19 protein-coding genes are annotated in these 23,737 nt (G+C 34.9%); 3 read left to right on the top strand and 16 right to left on the bottom strand.

Going from position 1 to position 23,737, the window contains the following annotated elements; translation table 11 throughout:
* Window positions 1-68: 68 nt before the first annotated feature.
* The 5 genes from VCM44_RS10540 to VCM44_RS10520 all read right to left on the bottom strand — a co-directional run bounded on the left by VCM44_RS10540 (window position 69) and on the right by VCM44_RS10520 (window position 6,501).
* Window positions 69-2,174, bottom strand: a complete 2,106-nt coding sequence (locus VCM44_RS10540) for a hypothetical protein (protein ID WP_334678764.1) — start codon at window positions 2,172-2,174, stop codon at window positions 69-71.
* 126 nt (window positions 2,175-2,300) lie between these two features.
* Entirely contained in the window at window positions 2,301-3,137 is an 837-nt protein-coding gene (locus VCM44_RS10535) for a restriction endonuclease (protein ID WP_334678763.1), read from the bottom strand.
* Window positions 3,137-4,477 carry an MBL fold metallo-hydrolase gene (locus VCM44_RS10530; RefSeq protein WP_334678762.1) on the bottom strand — a complete coding sequence of 447 codons (1,341 nt, stop codon included), beginning with the start codon at window positions 4,475-4,477 and terminating at the stop codon, window positions 3,137-3,139. Before VCM44_RS10530 ends, VCM44_RS10535 begins: the two co-directional genes overlap by 1 nt.
* 77 nt (window positions 4,478-4,554) lie before the next feature.
* Window positions 4,555-5,376, bottom strand: a complete 822-nt coding sequence (gene fghA / locus VCM44_RS10525; RefSeq protein WP_334678761.1) for an S-formylglutathione hydrolase — start codon at window positions 5,374-5,376, stop codon at window positions 4,555-4,557.
* A gap of 3 nt (window positions 5,377-5,379) precedes the next feature.
* On the bottom strand, window positions 5,380-6,501 hold the full coding sequence (locus VCM44_RS10520) for an S-(hydroxymethyl)glutathione dehydrogenase/class III alcohol dehydrogenase (RefSeq protein WP_120404134.1): 1,122 nt from the start codon (window positions 6,499-6,501) through the stop codon (window positions 5,380-5,382).
* Between the two features lie 93 nt (window positions 6,502-6,594).
* Here VCM44_RS10520 and VCM44_RS10515 point away from each other — a divergent pair, with 93 nt between their 5' ends.
* Window positions 6,595-7,473, top strand: coding sequence for a LysR substrate-binding domain-containing protein (locus VCM44_RS10515; protein ID WP_120404133.1), 879 nt, complete (start codon window positions 6,595-6,597; stop codon window positions 7,471-7,473).
* Here the strand turns inward: VCM44_RS10515 and VCM44_RS10510 are convergent.
* The 3 genes from VCM44_RS10510 to VCM44_RS10500 form a co-directional block, all read right to left on the bottom strand.
* Window positions 7,470-7,952, bottom strand: a complete 483-nt coding sequence (locus tag VCM44_RS10510; RefSeq protein ID WP_334678760.1) for a hemerythrin domain-containing protein — start codon at window positions 7,950-7,952, stop codon at window positions 7,470-7,472. The genes VCM44_RS10515 and VCM44_RS10510 overlap by 4 nt on opposite strands.
* A 196-nt stretch (window positions 7,953-8,148) precedes the next feature.
* Window positions 8,149-8,658, bottom strand: a complete 510-nt coding sequence (locus VCM44_RS10505; RefSeq protein ID WP_334678759.1) for a hemerythrin domain-containing protein — start codon at window positions 8,656-8,658, stop codon at window positions 8,149-8,151.
* Between the two features lie 163 nt (window positions 8,659-8,821).
* Window positions 8,822-9,151 carry a DOPA 4,5-dioxygenase family protein gene (locus VCM44_RS10500; protein ID WP_334678758.1) on the bottom strand — a complete coding sequence of 110 codons (330 nt, stop codon included), beginning with the start codon at window positions 9,149-9,151 and terminating at the stop codon, window positions 8,822-8,824.
* An 85-nt stretch (window positions 9,152-9,236) separates the two neighbouring features.
* Here VCM44_RS10500 and VCM44_RS10495 point away from each other — a divergent pair, with 85 nt between their 5' ends.
* Window positions 9,237-10,649, top strand: coding sequence for an anion permease (locus tag VCM44_RS10495; protein WP_334678757.1), 1,413 nt, complete (start codon window positions 9,237-9,239; stop codon window positions 10,647-10,649).
* Between the two features lie 36 nt (window positions 10,650-10,685).
* On the opposite strand, the gene VCM44_RS10490 is transcribed toward VCM44_RS10495, so the two are convergent.
* The 7 genes from VCM44_RS10490 to VCM44_RS10460 form a co-directional block, all read right to left on the bottom strand.
* Window positions 10,686-12,347 carry a HAMP domain-containing methyl-accepting chemotaxis protein gene (locus tag VCM44_RS10490; protein ID WP_334678756.1) on the bottom strand — a complete coding sequence of 554 codons (1,662 nt, stop codon included), beginning with the start codon at window positions 12,345-12,347 and terminating at the stop codon, window positions 10,686-10,688.
* 22 nt (window positions 12,348-12,369) lie between these two features.
* The gene (gene cheB / locus VCM44_RS10485; RefSeq protein ID WP_334678755.1) at window positions 12,370-14,247 is read right to left on the bottom strand and encodes a chemotaxis-specific protein-glutamate methyltransferase CheB; all 1,878 of its coding nucleotides are present in this window, start codon (window positions 14,245-14,247) and stop codon (window positions 12,370-12,372) included.
* Between the two features lie 26 nt (window positions 14,248-14,273).
* On the bottom strand, window positions 14,274-16,370 hold the full coding sequence (locus tag VCM44_RS10480) for a methyl-accepting chemotaxis protein (RefSeq protein WP_334678754.1): 2,097 nt from the start codon (window positions 16,368-16,370) through the stop codon (window positions 14,274-14,276).
* A 35-nt stretch (window positions 16,371-16,405) separates the two neighbouring features.
* A complete protein-coding gene (locus VCM44_RS10475; protein ID WP_115362070.1) occupies window positions 16,406-16,879 on the bottom strand; it encodes a chemotaxis protein CheW in 474 nt (157 codons plus the stop codon).
* Between the two features lie 25 nt (window positions 16,880-16,904).
* On the bottom strand, window positions 16,905-18,893 hold the full coding sequence (locus tag VCM44_RS10470; protein ID WP_334678753.1) for a chemotaxis protein CheA: 1,989 nt from the start codon (window positions 18,891-18,893) through the stop codon (window positions 16,905-16,907).
* Between the two features lie 147 nt (window positions 18,894-19,040).
* Entirely contained in the window at window positions 19,041-19,877 is an 837-nt protein-coding gene (locus tag VCM44_RS10465) for a chemotaxis protein CheX (RefSeq protein WP_115362074.1), read from the bottom strand.
* A 15-nt stretch (window positions 19,878-19,892) separates the two neighbouring features.
* Window positions 19,893-20,306, bottom strand: coding sequence for a response regulator (locus tag VCM44_RS10460; RefSeq protein ID WP_115362076.1), 414 nt, complete (start codon window positions 20,304-20,306; stop codon window positions 19,893-19,895).
* Window positions 20,307-20,672: 366 nt separating this feature from the next.
* Here VCM44_RS10460 and VCM44_RS10455 point away from each other — a divergent pair, with 366 nt between their 5' ends.
* A complete protein-coding gene (locus VCM44_RS10455) occupies window positions 20,673-22,646 on the top strand; it encodes a hypothetical protein (RefSeq protein ID WP_334678752.1) in 1,974 nt (657 codons plus the stop codon).
* Window positions 22,647-22,677: 31 nt separating this feature from the next.
* Here the strand turns inward: VCM44_RS10455 and VCM44_RS10450 are convergent, their stop codons facing one another.
* The gene (locus VCM44_RS10450; protein ID WP_115362080.1) at window positions 22,678-23,709 is read right to left on the bottom strand and encodes a pseudouridine synthase; all 1,032 of its coding nucleotides are present in this window, start codon (window positions 23,707-23,709) and stop codon (window positions 22,678-22,680) included.
* Between the last annotated feature and the right edge of the window lie 28 nt (window positions 23,710-23,737).

Here is a 23,737-nt window from a genome sequence, read left to right as displayed (position 1 = left end):
AAAAGACTCAGAGTACTTAAAGAAGGTTAATTGTAAGTAAAAAAAAGGCCCTAAAATAGGGCCTTTCTTTACCTTGTTATTGTTGTTAAATTAGAACATTTATTCTTTTTATAAAACTTTTGTAGGCCAACTGTTCGATCGCGATTATTAACAATCTCCATCATTATTTGACCTAGGCGGTCTGCTCTTAATCCCTTATGACCAAATTTATCATCCAGGTACTCTTGGGCTTCTTCTAATGTCAACTCTTTACCGTAAAAGTTAATCGTACGAGCAACATTATCAGCAACTTCTAATGAGTAAGTCTCTCCTTCAATTTCAACTTCACTTCTTCCTAATTCTCTTTGCATTGAGATTTTCTTTAAGTAATTTCTAGCAGTAATGATTCTTCTTGCTAGAATTGCTGAATCATTATGAGACTTAATTTTTCTGCGATCCTTATTATCAGCATCTCCAAAGATATCATTATTTGTGGCCAAAAAGTCATAACCAAGCTCTGATAACTTTTGAGCATAAACCCATACTTCTCGAGTTGTTTGAACATCAACACAAGCATTTAGTTTTCTATCTTCGCCTAAGTCATCAGACTCACCAGATTTACTAATATTGTAATGCTTTTCTAAATCTTTATACTTATCATTAAAGTTCTTATTTTGATCTTCTGCCATACTTCTCATTTTATCGACAAATTCACGGCCGTACTTTCCGTATACATGATTTCTAATGATATCTAATGATTTAATAATTTCTCTTAGATCACCATCTTTAGAGTCTTCAGATGAGTACTCTTTTTTTGCAATAATCGCAGCAAGTCTATTGTCGACATCTGAAATTGCAGCTAAAGCATCAGTGATTCTCTTTTCTCTCTTTTTAAGATCTTCACTCTTTAAAAGTTCCTTATACTCTTTCACTGTTATATTTTCATCACCCAAAGAGATAATATATGTATCATCAAATATAGATCTTGCTTTCTCTCTCTTTGCACTAATGTTTTTAAGAACACGATTGAAAGAGCTTGCCATATCAGCAAGAAATTCTTTATTAAAGTCTTTCACGCTCATTTCCATAAGTGCCATAGGATTATCCAAAAGACTTAGCTTCTGCTTAAATAAAATATTTAAGAAACGATCAGCTCCTTTAGACTCTGAAATATAAGAATCTAGATACTCTTCTAATAAATCTTTAGAAAAAGCCAACTCTCCTAAAACCTCAGCTTGCTGATAGCGAGCAGACTTTCCTGGCAGATCTGATAGAGGATTTTTCATTTTCTCATAGAGACCTGAAATTAATTTTTCAACTTCTGCATCTATCTTATTAACTTCTGCCGACTTAATCTTTTCAAACTCTGCTTCAACATTTTCTTTCGCTTTTGCTAATGCTTCATAATCTTTTTTAATTTGTGCAACAAGTGCTTTTGAAAGCTCACGGTCTGTATAGTGTCTTTGAGTGTCAATATCAAAAATTTCTAAAGCTTTCACCTGATTACGAACATCATAGTAAGCACAATTAAGTTTTACGAAAGTATTTATATCTTCTTCATTTTCAAATTCAAATCTATCATTAAAGATATTGCTTACAAATCTTAAGATTGAAGCAACTGCTAATCCACCATATGCAACAGTAATTCCAGATGGCGAATATAAACCAAATTGTGAAAATGTTTGAATGATATCTGCTGATCGTTCTAAGAAAGGTGTTCTCTCTAAACTAGAACAACTATTATTTGAAAATAACGTATTAACACCATTAATTACTTGAGCTACAGGAATACCATCTACAGTTACTTCTTCACTACTTGGGATTACGTCTGTCGTTTCTTTTCCTTGCTCTTCTTTCAATTTATTTAATTCAGTTTCTAACTCATTTGAACTATCAATAAGGTTTCCAATTAAAGACTCATTCCCATCAAAACAATCATCTTTAAATACCGTTACAATATTTTTTAGACTTGTTAATGCTTGTTCATATGAGCGAGTGTTATTTAGTGGACAAAACTCTGGACGAGTAAGTGGTAATTTATTTCGAGATACAACATCTTTGATTTCAGCTTCAAGTTGTGAATCTAGCTTTGCATTCTTAATAGTCCTCACATAATTCTCAAAATCAGAAGCATGAGCACTAACTGATGTGGACAAGATAAGAACTGAAAGAACTCCAGACATTACTCTTTTCATTTTATTCTCCCTAAATGATAATGATGCATGGCAGAATTATGACATATTCATGTTTGAGCACGATCATTTCGTAGGAAAATTGTAATAATTACCAGAGCTAAACACCTAAAATTAGGTACCTCTAGATTAATCTCGCTTAAGAAGTAGCTTAACTTCTCTCATGACCTTATTGATTTCATTCTTTGAGAGACCAAGCTTTTCAAGGTGCTTTCTTTCTAAGTGCTTAATAACGACGATATTTCTTTGCAATAGGGCCTTCTTCTCTCGTGCCCTTAAAGTCGATAAAGCTGTTATTGGATAGATACGATATTTTTGAATCAATTGGCAGAAAGTATTCTTCTTAGGGTAATTCATTGAATAAAGAAGCAGACCTACTCCATTAGCATAGGCAATAGCATCTTCAGAAAATTGAGTATTGGACATAAGTGCATATTGAAAGTTTAACTCTGGATTGGCCTCTTTTATATCTAGGTAGCGTGAATGAACATAGAGAGGAATTTTCACATCGTTCTTATAGTATTTGCGATTGTGAAATTTGCATTCACAATATATATCACCATCAGCACGTTCCGCGACGACATCCACTTCATGTAGAACATTCACTCCTTTTTTTAAAACAGAAACTTGAGTTTCATACCCCTTGGCCTTCAGCATCTCTGCACATAAGACTTCAAAAGGATAACCTGTTGGACCTAATTTATAGATGGCCCTTTTGATATTATAATTAGCTGCATCGACTTTGGAGATCTTCTTTAAAGCTCGATATGTTTGCTGATGTATTTTGGTTGTTGATGATAGGGGCTCTAGTCCCTGATAGACCTCATTAACAATATCTTCAGTGTCCTCTTTCGATACACCAGCAGCTTTTAAACTTTTTGCAAACTTCTTCTTATCAAATTCTTCATACGTACGATTCACTTTTCGAATTAAGTACTTAAGCTTTTTATTTTTTCTAGCGCTCATTAACTATCCAAAAGATATGTCTTACCATCTTCAACATTGATGGCCTTAATCTTTAATCGCTCTTCAATACTCTTAGCAAAATGTATGACTGTTTCTTCTTCTCCGTGATTTAAGAAGACTTTCTTTAGCGATGGCCCAACTTTTTGAATAAATTCGATTAATTCATCTCGATCGGCATGAGCAGATAAAGACTCGAGTTTCTCAACATGGGCCTTAACTTCCATACTGTGACCGAGTAAGTAAATCTCCCTTTCTTCTTCTACTAACTTCCTTCCGATTGTTCCTTCACCTTGAAATCCAGTTATAAGAATAGTGTTATTTTCATGTTTTCCATACATTTCCATGTATTTGAGAACTTTTCCACCGCTTATCATTCCCGACGAACTAATTAGAATAAATGGTTTCTTTGTTCTAGCGAGCTTCTTTGTATCAGAGCTATATTCTATAAACTTCACAGACTTCATTGCTTCATTAAATTGTTCAGGATCAACTTTTAGCGAGTCGGCCATGCCCATATAGAGCCTTGTGGCCCTAACCCCCATTGGAGTATCAAGATAAACAGGTATTTTTACTTGAGGCTCTTTTGTAAACAGCTCAGCCAGAAGATACATAAGAACCTGCGCTCTTGCGACAGCAAAAGCAGGGATAAGTAAGACGCCATTTGTTGAAATTACTCGTTCAATATGTTTTTTTAATATTTCAATAGAATCTTCTTTCTTATGAAGTCGATCACCATATGTTGACTCTAAAACAAGATAGTCCGCTTGAATATTCTTTTGAGGAGGATTATGGATTAGATCATCTCTTCTTCCAACATCACCAGAAAAGCATATCTTTTTAGTCCCATTATCAAATGTGATATTGGCGGCACCGAGGATATGGCCCGCTTCTTCATAGATAAATCGAAAACCTTTATCATACCATTTATTTAAACTTACAGATCTTAGATGACTTAGAGTTGCATCAACATCATCAAGATCATAGAGGATTGACTGAGACTTACCTTCTTTAAACTCGTAAGCTTGAATACTTGCAGAGTCTCTTAAAATAAGCTCAACAATCTTACGTGTTCCCTCTGTACAATAGATCTTGCCTTTAAAGCCATTCTTTATTAGCACAGGTAAGTAGCCACAATGATCGTAATGAGCGTGAGTTAAAAAGATTGCATCAATTTCATTAATATTGAAATTGGGAAGAACTTGATTCTTTTTCGTAGAATCTTTATCACCTTGATACATTCCACTATCAACAAGTACCTTCTTATTATTAATTTCTAATAATGTCTTAGATCCAGTTACTGTTGAAGTGGCACCATAAAATACAAGCTTCATATTATCCATAGGGGATATTATATCGCTTATTATTCTAATGTTACAAATATAAGAAAGTAAAAAAGCCTCCAAAAAGGAGGCCTATATCATGAAATTAGATGTTTTATATGATCACCAATAAAGCTAGCAATGAAGTAATAGCTATGGTCATAACCTTCACGGTAATTAACTTGTAAATCCTGATTATTATCAGTGCAAACATCTTCGAAGTTCTTAGTTTTAAGTTGTCCCTCAAAGAATTCGTCAGCTAAACCTTGTTCAATTAAGATTTTCTTAACATGACGCTTCCCACTTTTTACAAGCTCACAAGCATCATATGCTTTCCATGCTTCACGATCATCACCAAGATAACCAGTGAGCGCTTTTTCTCCCCAAGCTACTGCTGTAGGATTAACAATTGGAGAAAATGCAGAAATCGCTTTAAAAAGATCAGGGTTTCTTAAACCAATAACAAGAGCTCCGTGCCCCCCCATTGAATGACCTGTGATTGAGAAGTTCTCAGGCTTAAATTCATCCTTAAGCATTGGAATGAGTTCACTCACAATATAGTCATACATATTATAATGATCTTTATATCCTTCAGTTGTGGCATTAAGATAAAAACCGGCCCCAGAACCGAAATCATAACTATCATGCTCACCAGGAAGATCGAGTCCTCTTGGTGAAGTATCAGGACAAACAATCATAGTATTAGTATTTGCAAGATGAAGCTGAGCTCCTGCTTTTGTAATAAAGTTTTCTTCAGTACAAGTAAGTCCAGATAACCAAATAATGATATTTTCAATTTTATCTGTCTTAGGTTTGAAGTACGAAAACTTCATATCTGTTTTTGTTACACTTGATGAATGGAGACAGAAAGCTGTCTCCCCTTCAAACGATTTATGACTCTTTACTTTTTCAAAGCTCATAGCTTACCCTTCAGTGTTAAAATCAATAACTGTTCTAATGGCCTTCCCTTCGTGCATTAAATCGAAAGCCTCATTGATTTTTTCTAGTGGAAGTTTGAATGTTACAAGGTCATCAAGATTAATTTCTCCTGACATATAACGATCAACGTAGCCTGGAAGTTCAGTTCTTCCTTTTACACCACCAAAAGCACTACCACGCCAAACACGTCCAGTTACGAGTTGGAATGGACGAGTGCTAATCTCTTGTCCAGCACCGGCAACACCAATGATAATCGATTCACCCCAACCTTTATGACAACACTCAAGAGCAGATCTCATAAGCTCAACATTACCAACACACTCAAATGAGTAATCAACACCACCATCAGTTAATTCAACAATAACTTCTTGGATTGGCTTGTCATATTTTTTTGGATTAACAAAATCAGTTGCACCAAATTTCATGGCCATGTCTTTCTTATCGTCATTAATATCAATTGCAATAATTCTTCCTGCTTTGGCCATCTTGGCACCTTGGATAACTGAAAGTCCGATACCACCTAGTCCAAAAACTGCAATTGTTGCACCTTCTTCTACCTTTGCAGTATTGAATACGGCACCAATACCTGTTGTTACACCACAACCAAGAAGGCAGATTTTATCAAGAGGAGCTTCCTTACTAACTTTAGCAAGTGAAACTTCTGCCACTACTGTATATTCAGCAAAAGTTGAAGTTCCCATATAGTGATGGATCATTTTACCATCTTTAGAGAAACGGCTTGTCCCATCTGGCATCAGTCCTCTACCTTGAGTTTCTCTTACAGAAGAACAAAGATTGGTCTTTCCAGACTTACACATTTTACATTCACCACATTCAGCAGTGTATAGAGGAATAACATGATCACCAACTTCTACACTTGTTACACCTTCACCAACTTCAACAACAACCCCACCACCTTCATGGCCAAGAATTACAGGAAAAAGCCCCTCAGGATCTGCACCAGAGAGCGTGTATGCATCAGTATGGCAAACACCAGTTGCGTGCATCTTGACTAGAACTTCACCTTTCTTTGGTCCTTCTAGGTCAACTTCTTCAATTTTAAGTGGCTCATTTGGGCCCCAAGCAACAGCTGCTTTTACTTTCATATATACCTCCGATTAATTATTTATTTGATTCATTATTATAAGGGGAAACCAGATTGTTGACAATTGTGACATACTGATACAAATTGTTTACACATGGAAACAATAAAGGACCTTACCCATATTTATAGCTTTATCAAAGTTGCCCAATTTCGCTCATTTACAAAGGCCGCAGAAGCGCTCAAGGTTTCACGTTCACATTTGAGTAAGTCTGTTAAGGAGCTAGAAGAAAAGCTCGGTCAGCCTCTCTTAAAAAGAAATACCCGTTTTATTGACTTTACTGATTTTGGTAAAAAATACTTCGAAACTTGTGCAAATCATATCGAAGAAATAGAAAGATTTACTAAGATTTCTAAAGAAACAGTAAAAGACACCAAAGGTAAGATTAGAATTTCTTTAGCTGGTGCATACGGAGAAGATGTTATCGCACCAATGATATCAAATATCTTATTAAAGCATCCAGGAATAGAAGCGGAATTAGACTTCTCTACAGAGCTTGTGGATATAACAACTCATGAGTTTGATCTTGCAATTCGCGTCGCTGAAAAAAAACCGACAAAGGGATTTGCCATACAGATTTCAGAAAGAAAAGAATTTGTGTGTGCTTCTCCAAATTACTTAAATAAATTCGGTATTCCAAAAAAACCAAAAGAACTTATTAACCACAATTGTCTTATCGGTAGCAATGAAAAGTGGAGCTTTACTCATGAGAGTGGAAATGAAAAAGTTTCAATAAGAGGAAACTTTAGAAGTTCAAACGGTAGGGCCATCATGAATGCTTCTCTTCAAGGCCTAGGTATTTGTAAACTCCCAGGTGTCTATGTTCTAGACCATATTAGAAATAAAACTCTGCTACCACTTCTAAGTGACTACACACAACAATCAATCCCAATTTGGGCAGTAACACCATCAAAGAAATCAATTTCTTCCTCTGTTAAACTATTGCTACAAGAGTTTGGTGTCTTTCTATTTTAAGAACAAGCTTGTAAAGAGCTAGACTCTTCAATTTCACAAAGATATTTAAAGAGAATTTCATTTTCTCGATCCATGTGAATATTAATATCTGAAACAACTCTCTTGATATCTTTAATAAATTCAGTCCACTCTTTATTCACTTCACTACTTAATTCGTATCCCTGAACCTTTGCCATTAGCTCTTTTAACTCTACTTCCTGCTCTTCATGCCCTTCTAATATTTCTTTGATATCTTCACAGGCTTCTAGTTCATCTGATAAAAGAAGAGGAAATAAATGAGATTCTTCTTTTTGCATATCTGCTTCTATAGTAATCCAAAAACGGATGAAGAAATTAGAAAGTCCTTTTGGAATATTTGGATCATCTTGGTACTTCTCTTCAATTTCATATGATCTACGCATTAATGCTTTAAACTCATTTCGAATAATTTGATGATAAGAGATTAACTCTTCTACTTTGGCTTTGAATTCAGCACTCACTTTTACACCCTTGATAAGACAACTATACTTAGCTTCTTATCCTAACTCAATGCGGTGCAAATAATATGATATTCATCATGGTAAATTTGGTACAAGCTTTTAAACTACAAAGTTATTAAGCCGATGAAATTAAAGAGTTTTTCTTTGTAAGATTAATTTGTTTGCACAAATATTTTATTGATAAAACATGACCTCACTAACTGACTTCAAGCTCAAGTTCAAGTTCTAAATCGAGCTCATCAATTGACTCGCTATCAAAGATAACAATTGATTTTTTTAAAAAACGATCTTCTTTTTTAACATGGGCCTGTAGATCTTCAACAAAAAGACGTGTTCTCTCAACTAGGCTCTTCCATAAATCACAACTTTTTGTCGCAACTTCATAGTTTAACACTTCATCAATTAATGGTTGTAATTCTTTTTCAAAACAGCGATGTACTGCTAATACCTCTTGTATATCACCATAACTTTCATCAACACGATCATCTAAGATTAAAGGAAATATGATCCCCTCTTCTTTTTGTATCAATGCCTCAATAGTGACCCAAAAGCGTAGTAAGAATGTTGAAATCTCTTTTGGGACATCCGGATCGACACATTTTACTTCAACTTCTTTGGCCATGATAATGAGCTCTTTAAAGTCATCTCGTAATGACTTATGATCAGAAACTAATTCTTGAATTTCAGAATTGACTTCATTACTCATATTCTCCCCCTAAGTACATAACTATGTTATTGCCTAAACTAAATTATAGCTCAATAAGAGGTCGATAATAGTTTATAGATCATAATACTTTTGACACTTTTACGTTTTCCCACAATTTTAGTAGAACTGTAACACATAGTATTTATAGGCTTTGAGAGAGATATTATTTATTAAATATTTCTAGTTTCAAACTTAAAACTTCACCCATCCATAAAGTATTTTGAGTATGATCAAGATAATCATTACCAGTATTAGCGTGTAAGAAAACTGTTAATTCATCTCTATTTTCAAAAAGCCAAGGTATAAAATCATTAAGCTTTTCTTTAGAAAAAAGAAACTGACAACTCCATCGAGGATGAGGACCAACCTCTTTTTGATGGGCCCTTCCAACCTGAATATAGTTAAGATCTCGAGCTTTATTAATAACTCTTAATGCTTTTTCATAAGTTTCTTCGTCGTAATATAGGTGTGCATGGTAGTCCAAAATTTTCATGAGCGAATTCTCCCTAATAAAAAGTTAAATTGCAAGCAGTATGAATATCGAATAGTATCAATAAATATCATCGACAGGACTAGTGATGAAGAAAGAAATTAGCCTCTTAAAATTATTTGTCATAGCAATGATAGGTCTTATCATTTGGAATTCACCAATACCAAGTGGCCTAGAGACAAAAGCTTGGCATCTATTTGCAATATTTCTATCAACGATATTAGGCATTATCTTTAAGGCCATGCCAATGGGATCAATGTGTATGCTCGGTTTGGCCATCTCTACTTTAACTGGAGTATTAGACTTAAAGACACAGGCTTTAAGTGGCTTTTCAAATAGTACCATTTGGTTAATTGTAATTGCCTTCTTTATTGCCCATGGTTTTGCCAAGACAGGCCTTGGTAATCGGATTGCCTATTTCTTTATATATATTCTTGGAAGAAAAACGATTGGATTAGCTTATGGATTGGCCATTAGTGATTTAATTTTAGCGCCAGCAACTCCTTCAAACACGGCCAGAGGAGGAGGGATTATCTTTCCAATAATGAGATCTCTTTCATTAAGCTATGAATCCAGACCAAAGTCTGATTCAAGAAAAATAATTGGCCGCTACTTAACAATCACTTGCTTTCAAGTGTGTATGATTACTTCTGCGATGTTTCTTACGGCCATGGCGGCAAATCCATTGATACAACAATTTGCAGCTGAAAATGGAGTAAAAATCACATGGAGTAGCTGGGCAATCGCTGCAGTCGTCCCCGGTCTTACTTCTCTTATAATAATTCCTCTTCTAGTCTTCTTGATTTATCCACCCACTGTAAAGAAAACACCGGAAGCAAAAAAGATAGCAAAAGAGAAACTAGAAGAGATGGGAGCTATTACCAAAAGTGAGTGGATTATGATTTTTACTTTTGTGACCCTAATTATTCTTTGGATTTTGGGATCAACACTGAAGATTCATTCCACAACAACAGCTTTCATAGGATTATCTATATTGCTTATAACAAATGTACTAACTTGGGATGATATTAAATCAGAAAAAGGTGCATGGGATACATTAATATGGTTTGGGGTCTTAGTTATGATGGCCTCATATCTTAATAAGTTTGGATTCATCCCTTGGTTCAGTGAACTTGTTGCAAAAGAAGTTTCAGGACAAGCATGGAAAATGGCATTTCCAATATTAGCTGGAGTCTATTTCTACTCACACTATATCTTTGCATCAGCAACAGCACATGTAACGGCCATGGCCGGAGTTTTTTTGGCCGTAGGGATTCAAATTGGCATACCTCCCTACCTAATGGCCATTACACTTGGCTTCTTCTCAAACTTATTTGGATGTCTCACTCATTATGGTTCAGGCCCAGCACCTGTTTTCTTTGGTTCAGGTTATGTGGAATTAAGTGAATGGTGGATAATTGGATTTATTATTTCTATCGTAAATATTGCGATCTGGATGATAGTAGGCGGTATTTGGTGGAAGTTCTTAGGATTATATTAGGGATAACTCATAAATGAGTTACCCCTAAATGATATTTTAAGCGGCTTTATTATTCTTCGGTGAAGCCTTCTTTGCTTTTGGCATAAAGTTGATCACTTCGCCTTTTTTTACAAAAGAAGTATTCTCAGTAATTAATGTTTTTAAGTTAGTAATATTACCACCAATATTTACTACTGACTGACTTAGATCTGTTGAAGCAGCTTTAAGGTCATGAGCAGATTGACTTGTCTGACTAGCAGAACTCGAAATTTCCTGCATTGCCTTACTAACTTCTTCGACTCCAATAAGTTGTTCTTTTGATGCTGATGCAACCTCATTTGAGTTTGCAGCTACTTCATCAAAGTTATTAATAACTTGTCCAAAAACTTTTTGACATTGGCTACTAATCTCAACACTCTTATTAATTTTATCCTTACTTGCATTTAAAGAATTATTAACCTGACGACTTGAGTCTTCAACAATCTGTGAAACTTTCTTTAAACTATCGACGAGAAGCTTTGAAATCTCATCAGCTGATTCACCACTCATTTTTGCAAGGTTACCTACTTCTTCAGCGACAACAGAGAAACCCTTACCATTCTCTCCTGCTCTAGCAGCTTCTACTGAAGCATTGAAAGAAAGGAGCTTCGTTTGAAAAACAATATCGTTAATAACTTGCGTTTTAACGTTAATCTCTTCAAATACTTTAACAATTTCATTTAGCTCTTCATTACTTTTTTCTACAGTCGTTGCTAATTCAGTCGTACTAGAGTCAACCTCTTTTACACCTTGAGCGAGATCAGAAAGATAACCAACACCATCATTTACAAGTCCCTGACTCTCTTGAATTAGATGAGCTACTTTATTTGATCCATCTGTATTACTCTTAATCATTTGAGATATCTCATGAAGAGAACTCGATGTTTCTGTAGCCGCAGCAGATAATTGTTCAGAGATAGAACTCAATGCCACAGAGCGACTACTAAATGTTTTTGAAACTGCATCTAGATTATTTCCTTCAGTTGAGATTGAATCCACAATTCCGTTAATACGACTATCAATTTTACGTGCCATAAAGACAGCAATAAAGATCGAACCAATAAAGCTGAATATTGAAATAAATGTCATTAAAAATACTGAACTAGAGTATGTTTTATCAGCGTCTTTAAATTCTGCAGCCCCCATACTCATAATAAGTTCCTGTAACTTATTTAAGTCTTCACGGGCATTTTCAAAAGATGTATTTAATGTTGTAAGAGAATGCTTTCTTACCTCCGCCTTAGAAGTGCCTGCTGGTAAATCCCCATTACCATCGATTGCAAAATGCGCCTTTGCAGCTTTTTCAAAAGAGGCAATATTTTTTTCAAAGCCAGCAGAAATCTCTTTTTCAGCTTGAGTATTAGCGAGCTTTCGATACTTATTAAAGCGATCAACAACTTGTTGTTTGTTATCGAAATAATCTTGTGCAAAAGACTTCTTTTGCTCTGCAGTTAGGCCATCTAATAAAAGAGACCTTTCTGCCACAAGCATCTGTTGAAAATCTCTATCTGCCTGTACTAATGCATCAATACCTGGAAGTCTTTTTGAGAAAACTGTGTATAGATGTGATTTTACAGAAGTAAGAGAAGTATATCCTACGGCCGCAATAATTAATTGAATTAAAAGCATTGTTCCTGACAAAGCAATTAATTGCTTTTTAATTGTCCATTGTTTCTTCATACGTCCCCCAAACTCCTCTTCTCTATTTTATCTTTGATAAGATCTTGTCGGTTATCTTATCAAGGGCCAATGACTCACAGGATGCACCAAGTTCGAATGCTTTTTTCGGCATTCCATAAACAACCGATGTGTCTTCATCTTGTGTAATCGTAAATGATTTATTTTCTTTTAGTTTTAATAATCCCTTAGCTCCATCAGCTCCCATACCTGTTAATAATGCAGCAGTAACACAATGAGATTTAACTTTTGCTAAGTTTTCAAAAAGGTAATCAACACTAGGCTTATGACCTGAATATAGTGGCGTTTCCTCATCTAACTTGATAGCTAAATTCTTAGTTCCTATTACACCCATATGGATTCCTCCAGGTGCAATATAAACGGTATTATTTTTTAATTCCTCTCCATCAACTGCTTCCTTTACGGTAAATGGACATAATTCATTAAGTCTATTTGCAAAAGCAGTAGAAAAAACTGGTGGAATATGTTGAACAATTAAAATAGGTGGAAATTGCTTTGGCATAGTAAGTAACAATTGTTTAATCGCCTCTGTTCCACCTGTTGAGGCCCCAATAGCAATAAGCTGTCCTTCTTGAAAATTGAAAGTACCTTGACCTTGCCAACTTGATAAACGTCCTCTCTTACTTTTTACAATACTGCTATAAGCAAGATTAATTTTTTCCGTTAAGGCTTTTTTGAAATTGAAGATATCGTCAAAAGAAGGCTTCTTTATATAATCAAAGGCACCATCTTCAAGACACCTCATAACAATATCACCATCACTCTTACTTACAGAACTAATTAAAATTGTTTCTACCTTCAGATTACTTGGCAGTCGCTTAATTACCTCGTGACCAGACATTTTAGGCATATTAATATCAAGAGTGATAACATCTGGCCTAAGCTCTTTAATCTTATCAAGGCCATCTTGGCCATCTACTGCCTCTCCAACAATTTCAAAATCATTATTATCCACAAGACATTTCTTAATAAGCTTTCTAACAGTTGCCGAATCATCTACAATCAGAATTCGTTTCTTTGCACTTTTATTAAGTTGAACTGGTGAATTTACATCAGTATCAGTTCTAAAAAATATGGACTGGCCAATATTTTGGAAGCCTTCATATTTTAATAATGTTTCGGATAAGCCTAGAAATAAGTATCCCTTATTAACAATACACCTATTGAGACTTTTCATGACCTTGTTAATTTGTGCTTCATTAAAATATATAAAAACATTGCGACAAAGAACAAAGTCAAATTCTTCTTTATATTCAGGACTATCATCATTTACAAGATTATGTGTCTTAAAACGACAATATTTCTTAAGATCATCACTAACTTTTACAAAGTCAGAAATATCTCCACTTCCTCTATACCAATTCCCGGCCAGGTACTCTTTTGGTACTTTTTGCAGCTCTTTCCAATAATACACACCCTTTTGAGCATGCTTAATAGATGCTTCGCAAATATCTGTCCCTAAAATTTCAAATGTAAAACTCGGATCAATTTTTTTAAGATGATACTTTAGCACCATCGCCAGACTATAGACTTCGTCACCTTTACTACAAGCAGCACACCATATACTAAGCTTCTTGCGACCTTTGGATTTTGCTCTTTCAATTATTTTAGGCAATGATTTAACAATAAAATCAAAATGGCCCTTTTCACGCATAAAGAAAGTGTAATGAGTAGTTAGTAGCGATATAAGAGCATTCTTTTCTTGATTGCCTGGTTTCTTGATGAGAGTTAAATATTCATCAACACCATTCAATTTTAATTCAACGATTCTCTTATCAATACGAGATTTGATCATGGCGTTGTTTTGCGCTGTAAAGTGCGCTCCACTCTCTTTTGCCATAACATCAGCAATCTCAATATAGCTTTTTGCTAAACTACCCATTATCTCTATCTCTCAACTACTTCTTCTTAAACCGCTTTATCAAATCGATCATCATCTTCACTAGGATATTCTTCACTTGATACTTCCATAACAGGATCATCTGCTGTTTCGGCAATAGCTACTTGTTCATAACTATCTTCTTCAACAATCTCTGGCTCAAAACTTGGAAAGTCTTCCTCAGTTTTTACAGAGTGACTAGCTGTTGAGTGATAAGTATCTTCTGTTTCAAAACTAGTCGTTCCAATAGAATCAATTAAATCATCTTTTGATACTTGGCTTACATGAACTTTGCCTCCAAGTACTTCACTTTCTAGTTCTTCAACAATATTGTTTAAGATAGTAGTCTGTTCAGATAAGCTATCTGCAAATCCAGAAGTCTCTTGAGCAATCGTAGAGTTAGAATGAGTAACTTCATCTAACTGATTCATTGCTACAGTGATATTATTAATACCTTCAGCTTGTTCTTGAGATGCTGTAGAGATTTCGGCCATTAACTTAGTAACAGCTTCAACATTGCCAACAACCTGGTCAAGAATTCTCCCACAACTTTCAGATACGTCTACACCTCTTTCAACACTAGATTTTGCATCTTTTATAAGTGATTCAACATTTCGTTGTGTCTCTTCTACAATAGATTGTACTTTCTTAATTGATCCACCAAGTAGATCCTCAATCTCAAGTGCAGCGTTCCCACTCATTTGAGCGAGATTACCGACCTCTTCAGCAACAACAGCAAATCCCTTTCCATGCTCACCGGCCCTAGCCGCTTCAACTGAGGCATTAAAAGATAATAGCTTTGTTTGGAAAACAATATCGTTAATAACATTTGTTTTCTCTGAAATTTCCTTAATAACGTCAACGATCTTAACGATCTCTTCGTTACTACGGCTCATTTCTTTCATGATATCTTCATTATTACCGTTGATTTGATCAATAGCATTTACCATATCATTTACGGCAAGCTTACCTTCCTGAGCAACCTTTTGAGACTCATCAGCTTTTTCAGTTGATGTTCTTGCACTCTCAACACTCTTATTTACCATTGCTGAGATTTCATTTAATGTTGCAACAGTTTCCTGAATAGCACTTGCTTGCTCCGTTACAGAAGACGAAACTTTAGATGAGGCCATCGACATATTAGTACTCGATTTTGCAGTTACTTGTGATGACTCTCTTAATCTCATACTTAGATCAACAATAGCCTTAATTGATTTAGAGAAGTTATATTGGAAACCAAATGCAAATAGAGCAATAACCCCAAATAAACCTAGAACAGTATAAGTCACTTGATTTTCTTTAACCTTAATCCCAGCAACTTTTTCTTCAATTCTCTTATCCACAAGATTTACTACACCATCAATTAAAACAATCATCTTACCAGCATATTCTTGTGATAATTTCATATGACGATTTAATTCAAGCTGATTATCATATAATTTTTTAAATGTACTTACATAACCATCTATAGATTTATTGAAGTCATCAACAATATATTTCTTATAATTTCTCTTAACTAGCTCATCTTTGATTCTTTGCGACTCGGCCATTGCACGCTTAACATATTTCTCAGTTCTTCTAAGGAGAAAGTCCTTTTCATATCTTCTTAGAGTTAGGAGAGAAACCATAAAGGAATCACCCAAGTTATAGTTTTTAATATGCTCCTCGATGTTGTGAGCATAACTTCTAAGCTCTCCTCTTAATCCATCTTTAGAATCACCTTCAATCTTAGTATGCCTCGCTATTTCTTTGAAATTGTCTTTATATGCTAAATAGGCTTTATCTATTGCTGGCCAGTCAACCTCAGCAGAATAATCAAACTTCGTTTCCTTCATTTTTTTAATCAAATCATCATTATAATTTGAAAACTCATGAAACTGTTCTGCTGCAAATTCATCTTTAGTGATCACAAACTCTTTTTCATATGAGATTTGTTCAACGATATTCTTTGCCACAATTCGGAATGAATCCTTTTTCTCAAGGTCCTTATTGATTGTATCAGTAAGGGTATCAACTAACCCATTAAAAGAGTAGATTGCAACACCTAAACCAATACCAAACATAAGAAAGATTCCTAAGAAACTAAGAATTGTCTTCTTACTCATTGATAGTTTTGTCTTTGACATAATTTTCCCCAAAATTTTGTTTTATCTTTTCTCTATTAAGCTGCTTTTTTTGCTAAACCAGTTAACTCGTCAATGTTTAGAATTGACTCCAGCTCAACAAGTTGAATAAGAGTGTCTGTTTCGCTATGTCGATAAACGCGATTTAGACGATCTCTTTTCTTTGTTTCAATTGATGCAACTTCTTGAATTTTATCCTCATCAACAGGAAGAACTTTACAAATATTATCTACAACTATTCCAAGGCATAATTCTCCAAACTCTACGATAATTACGGCCTCTTCATTTGACTCTGAAGGCTGTACACCAAGTCTTGTACGCATATCAATAATAGAGATAACTTGACCTCTAAGGTTCATAATACCTACATAATACTTTGGACTAAATGGTACACTAGTCGTCTCTGGTAAAGAGATTAACTCTCTAACCTGTAACAGGGGAATTGCGTAGTGCTCTTCTCCAAGTTTAAATTCTAAGTATCTTTGTGTTACATCTGTCATTTCTTTTTCCATAATATCCCCACATCAAATGCTTAAATTAAGCGACGTTTCTTATTGAACTTTTATTTTTAACTTTTGCGACTTTATCAACCACTAATTCTTTCAGGTCTAAAATTAAAGCAGGCTTACCATTACCCAAGATAGAGCTTCCCATAAAGCCTTGCGTATTTTTTATGTCATTACCTAAACTCTTAATAACAACTTGTTGTCTTCTTAGAACATCATCTACAATTATAACGAAGTCCATATCTTCTGTTCTAACAACAAGAGCAATTTCATTCTTATTATCTTCTTGTGGTTTATGCCCTAGTAACTTGCTTAATCTGAAGGCTGGCATTACCTGTCCTCTTAGAACAACACAACCACCAACATTATTTACCTTGCGATAATTTTCTTCTGTTACAGATAAAGTCTCATGGATTAAATTAAGTGGAACAACGTAGTTTTCACTACCAACTCTTGTTACCATCCCTTCAATAATTGCCATTGTAAGTGGTAGTTTAATTCTAAAAACAGAACCACTTCCTAATACGGACTTAACTTCAACAGCACCAGAGATGTCTTGGATATTTCTTTTAACAACATCCATTCCAACACCACGTCCTGAAATCTCACTAACTGCTTCTTTAGTTGAGAATCCTGGAGCAAAAATTAGATTTATGGCATCTTGATCTGCAATTTTATCGGTGCTCTTAATAATACCTTTTTCAATTGCTTTATTTCTGATAACTGCCGGGTCGATTCCCTTTCCATCATCATTAACTTCAATCACAAGACTATTACCCTCGTGATATGCTTTAATTTGGATTTCACCTTTTTCAGATTTACCGACAGCAAGGCGATCGTCGCTAGTTGCTTCAAGTCCGTGGTCAACAGCATTTCTAACGATGTGGACAAGAGGGTCAGAAAGTTGCTCTAAGATATTCTTATCAACTTCAGTGTCCTCTCCAACAATATTTAAATTTACTTTTTTTCCAAGCGCCTTTGATGTATCTCTTACAATTCTTTGTAGTTTTGAGAATGTCGTCTTTAATGGAACCATCCTCATCTTCATAGAGATATCTTGAATTTCTTTTGTGATTTTTGCTAAGTGGCTCACACTCTTACGGACATGATCATCAATAACTAGATCATCACATTCACTAAGTACTGTTTGAAGAATAACAAGCTCTCCAACATAGTTATTTAATTTTTCAACTCGGCTAACACCAATTCGGATTGTTTCTTCTGGTTTAGCTGGTTTTTTAGGAGCTGCAGCAGCCTGTTTGGGCTCTACCTTTTGTTCTGCTTTCTTCTCTTCTTTTTTAGCTGACTCTTCTTTCTTTACGGACTCAATAGGAATAACATTTTCTTGCGGCTTCTCTGCACTAACAGGTGCTATTAAGTCCACTTCTTCACCAGCTGCATCACCATATAAGAGGCGGTCTAGATCACTAATATCGTCATTACTTGGACGAGTTGCTAGCGCTTCCTCATCTTCACCATCTTCATCACTAGCAAAAATCTCTTCTAATTCTTCTTCCTCAAGATCATCAGAGTCCTCAGACTCATGTGAATCATCTTCAGCAACGACTTCCTCGTTAAAGTCTTCAGATTCCTCAGGAAGATTTGATATTTTTAATTCCTCATGCTCAAAGTCAGCACTACCTACGGATTTGATAAGTTCAATAATTTCATCGGATTCAAAACGGGCCTCAATATCTTCTCTAAGGCCTACGATCATATGATTTAAATGGTCAGAACATTTTAGAAAGACATCAATTACATCAGCAGAGATTTCCACCTCTCCTTTCTTAACTTTTAAAATCAACTCTTCCATTTCGTGTGTGAACTCTGCCACATCACTAAACTCAACGGCCCTTGAAGTCCCCTTAAGGTTGTGAGCAAGACGGAAAATCTTATCAACATGATCATCAGGGTTTTCAACACCTGACTCAAGTTCAAGGAAAGATTCCTCACAGTCTTCTAGAAGCTGAATTGCCTCTTCAAGGAAATCCATTTTTAATTCTAATTCAAACTCATCCATAAATCACATCTCGTTTGGTTTTTATCTCATCTATTTTTCGGACATATTGAAAAATAAATTAGTGTTTTTGGGCACTTATTAAAACTTTCTGTAAATAATCTTTACTTCTTAAATACTTATCATTTCATTTAAAACCTAAGTTATTAACTATTCGTTAACACCTAGGAGAATATAAATATAAAATGAACCCATTTTAGTTGCTAAAGGGATCATTAGTGATTCATATTTGTTTAATTCGATCTCATCAAAGTTCTCTCTCAGTAAAACTGATGGTATCGCTCGGTCTATGACAATTCCTTTATTTTGATTTAGTGTGGCCTTGGCCTGCCCAAGAGTAATATTTGTGAATTCAGCAATAGCGTCCTTCACATCTTCATTAAGTTCCATATACTCTTCACCAAAAATGGCATTATAAATACTAATGAATACAGCATCGGGAAAACAAATCAGTAATCTTCCTTCAAACGCCTCATTTTGAATATCAATTGATCCAATTATTCCTATTTCATAACTTTCAAAGTCCTTGGCCTTAGAGACTTTCCCAGGTAAAACCTTCAAATTTGCCTGAACTCCAAAAGTATCAATAGCTGCTTGAATAAATGGATTTACAAAGTTTACATCAAGAACAATTCTCTTCTTTTTAAGATTAAGTTCTTCTAACTTACTAGTAATTGAGTCTGTAAAATTGAATTTCTGATCAACGAAATCACTCTTTAATTCTCTAACTAGCTTTGGCTTTGCATTGATTGTATAAATTAAGATCTTTCTTTCCTGCGCAGAAGAAAATAACCTAAAAATCTCATTATAAATATTTGGTGAGATATACTCGACTTTTTTGAAGTCTAGTATAATCAACTTATCCTTTTCATCTTCTAAGATAGCATCAAAGATCATTGCAAGTGACTTAACACAATCCTGATCGATATCTCCCGAAAAGACTAATACGGAAAAGTGGTTTTTGGTAATCCTCTCTACCATGCCCATTACAAGCTCTCCTCGTTATCCTTGTGGAAACCTTTTTTTCAGTGCTAACGACAGTCTCTTTTTAAAAGAATCTGAGTCGAATGGTTTAATTACGTATCCATCAACGTCACTTGCGATAGCTTCTTGAATTTGGGCAACATCTTGTTCGGCAGTAACCATAACAAATGGCATTTCTTTGAAGTTCTCACTCCCTCTTATTGTTTTTAACAAATCAAGTCCGGTAGCATTTGGCATACTCCAGTCAGAGATAATAAATGTGATTTCGTGAGGTCCACCTTTGTTTTCGACAATCTTTTTTAAAGCATCTTTTCCATCAACAGCCTCAACAAACTTGTCAGCACCTAGATCACGCAACAGCTTCTTAACGATCTTTCTCATTGTGCTCATGTCGTCCACAATTAAGAAAGAGAACTTCTTTAAATCGTACATTTCTTTATCTCCTGGGGAATGTATATTTCCTACTATAACACCGTGATATCACTCTAAATATTTGGTACGTTCTTTCCCATAAATATTTATCAATGAGATTTTCACTGAAAACTTAGTAACTATGATGACTTATCGGAGATATTGAGATTTTTTTTATATTGATTTATGTCAATGTTTTACTTTTGCTAACATTTCTATAAACAAATTCCCTTACAAACAATGAGACTTATTTTGACTCTAATTATTGTCACCAAAAATTGCTGTTATATAAGTTCAATATGTTACGGCCGTTTACACACTATACAGCTATAGATAAGGTTTACACACCTACAGTTATATCAGTTAGTTATGTGATACAACCTAAGAATGAAACAATTCACTATCCTCACATTATTCTTAATTAGCTTAACGACCTCTGCTGCAAACCCTGAAATTTCAGAACCAGTGAAGGAAGAAAAAGAGAGTAAGTTTACTTATTTTCTAAAGAATTACCTAACCAAAGAGAATATAAAGCGTAATCTTGTGGATGCTTTTAATAGTTTAACTATTAGCCTCGATACCGATATCTTCAAGATCGACTTATATGATGGCCTAAGTTTGAAAGGTAAGTATGAATATGAAGTCGATAAGTCTTATATTCCAGGCCAATACACAAGACGTGACAGATTTGAATTTAAAATAGATCACGATAGCAAAAGAACATTTTTTCCTGAATTACAATCACCTCTATTTTTAAAGGGGAATCGTAAAAACGAAGTTATTATTTCACGTCAATATGTTAAAAAGATTGATGCTATGAAGGCACTACCATTTAACGTTGCCAAGCTACCTATTAGAGCAAAATACGTTGATCGTTTAAATGAAGGAGACTTCATTTCCATACCGGCTTCAATGGCACTTACTACAGGTTTTTCATATAGTGACGTTGCTCCTGTCTTAAAAACAGGTCTCACTGGTTTTTATACTTTTGCAGGAGAATTTCTTATTCAAGTCTATAAACTTGAAGATCAAAAAGTAAGAGTTAAGATTATTGCAGAAAAGAAGAAGGCCAGAGGACTTAGTTTTAAAAGTAGCTTTGGTGTCGAATTATTCAGCTTCGAAATTCTAGGATTTGATGTTGATCATGAATATAAAATAGACTGGATCAAACTCGATACATCGAAAACAAAAGGTAATATTATTCTATCTGACTATGTTTTTGATCTAAAAGATGAAGAAGTTCGTAAGGTCTATAATAATCTATTCAATAATGTATTCAAATTCAAAGAAGCAAAACTTCTTGCTGAATCATTAAATACAGATCTTCTCGATCGCTACTACGTAGTAAACCTTGAAGATGTCGATCGTCTTGCAGTTGCAGACAAAGACCAAGAGGCGCCAAGAGTTGAAAGAGTCTTTAAAGGTCACAACCGCTATACCTCAAATTCATCAGGGGTCACTCTAGACTTAGATTTTCTAAAGCTTAGCTCACGTGGCCACTATATTAACAACCGATTCAACTTCGAGAGATTAGATGGCTCTACAATCGCCTTCTATTATCCTAATTATACGAAGAGATCAGAATCCAAAATCACAATTCAAATTTTTGATACAAAAGAAGAAAAGGTTCTCTCTTATTATGGCCTTACTTCTTCTCATGAGGATCATAAATTCTTAAATGTCGGGATGAACTTCATAAGACGTGACAATGAATTTAGAAAGTCAGAGCAAAGAAGATATAAGAAGGTTCTGGAAGGGATTGTTCCTGAACGTTTCAAGAAGGATGTACTAGATAGTATCTCACTAGAGAGGAGATACGTTAACTTTAGTTCAAATCTTAAGATGATTTTTAAAGGCCCTGCCTTTTCAGTATTTGATAAATACACTCTGGAAGAATTCATCTCAATCATGCAAGAAAAGTTAAAAGGTAAAGACGTTATTCGTTTATCAAATCGTCACCTTCATAAGACTGATCACTTTTACACGTGGCAACTTGAGCGTGAGTACTTAAGGAAATCAAAAAAGTTAGCTGAGTACTTCTACAATATTATTAAGAGTGATTCTCCATATCAAGAAAAAGTGGAGAAGTTCACAAAGAAGCTCAAGAGATTAAGAAATGAATACCATGTTATGCAAATACTTGCAGATCTCCTACCACAAGATAATCTGGAGGATTACCTCTATTTTGACTTACTAATTACAGATGATTCAGAAACATTAGTTGATCTACAATTTGGAACTAATGACTATAAAGAGATTTATGGCCAATTAGAATACCTCGATCGATATATTCGACGAAATGGTGAAGACTTAAGAATAGACACAAGAATAGAAGATATCCAGATGTCCATAAATGATTAAAAAAAAGCCGCTTAGATAAGCGGCTTTTTTATTATTTAACAAATTCAACGTGAACTGGTTTTTCATTAAGCTCTTTCTTAGCAATTCGAGCCTTCTTCTTTTCCTGTCTCTTCTTATGAGCAGCTTCTTTTTCTTCCCAAGCTTGACGACGAATTTCTTTCTCTTTCGCCTTCTTAGTCTCAGCAATATCAGTTAATGATTTGTAATATGTTTCTTTTCTGAACTTCGTGAAGGCCTTATCATCAGCTGCAGTACAGTTTTGATGACCTTTCTTTTTAAGATTAACTGATTTTTTACTTGAAATATATTCAACAGCTTTTGCCGTTTTATTTCCAACGTTATCAATACCAATAGCTGCAAGAAGACTCTTCTTTGAAACTAAACGATATGAACCTGGGGCAATTCCATCAACTGTTAGTCCACCAATTGCAACACGCTTTAGTTTATCAACAGTTAGTCCCGCACCTTCACACATGCGACGAATCTCACGATTCTTTCCTTCAGTAATTCTGAACTCTAACCAAGTCTTTGTTTCAAGTTGCTTAATAACTCGAACCGCCTTAGGTTTTGTCATAACACCATCAATATAAACACCAGCTCTTAATTTCTTGAGAAGGAATTCATTAACAGCACCAAAGATTTTAACTTCATAGACTTTAGTTAAATCTGAACTTGGGTGAATAACAAGGTTTGCAAAATCACCATCATTTGTCATGAGAAGCAGACCTTCTGAAAGGTAGTCCAGACGACCTACAGGATAGATCCTCTCACTGATCTCTTTACAAAGATCAATAACAGTCTTTCTACCTTCTGGGTCATTAACAGTTGTCATAACACCACGAGGCTTATTCATAACCATATAGATTTTTTCAACAGCACCAAGATCAGCTGCTTTACCGTCAACTACGACCGCATCAACTTCAGGTGCTACTTTTGTTCCTAATTCTCTAATTGTGATTCCATTAACTTTCACACGACCTTGAACAATTAAATCTTCGGCCTTCCTACGTGAAGTAATTCCACAATCAGCAATAAATTTTTGTAAACGTACTAGTTTAGACATTTGATACTCCTATCTGCCATCACGGCGG

Origin of the sequence: Halobacteriovorax sp. DPLXC-1 (assembly GCF_036903125.1) — a bacterium.
GTDB lineage: Bacteria > Bdellovibrionota > Bacteriovoracia > Bacteriovoracales > Bacteriovoracaceae > Halobacteriovorax_A > Halobacteriovorax_A vibrionivorans.
The sequence above is the reverse complement of the archived record's forward strand: the minus strand, read 5'-3'. Positions and strand labels throughout refer to the sequence as shown.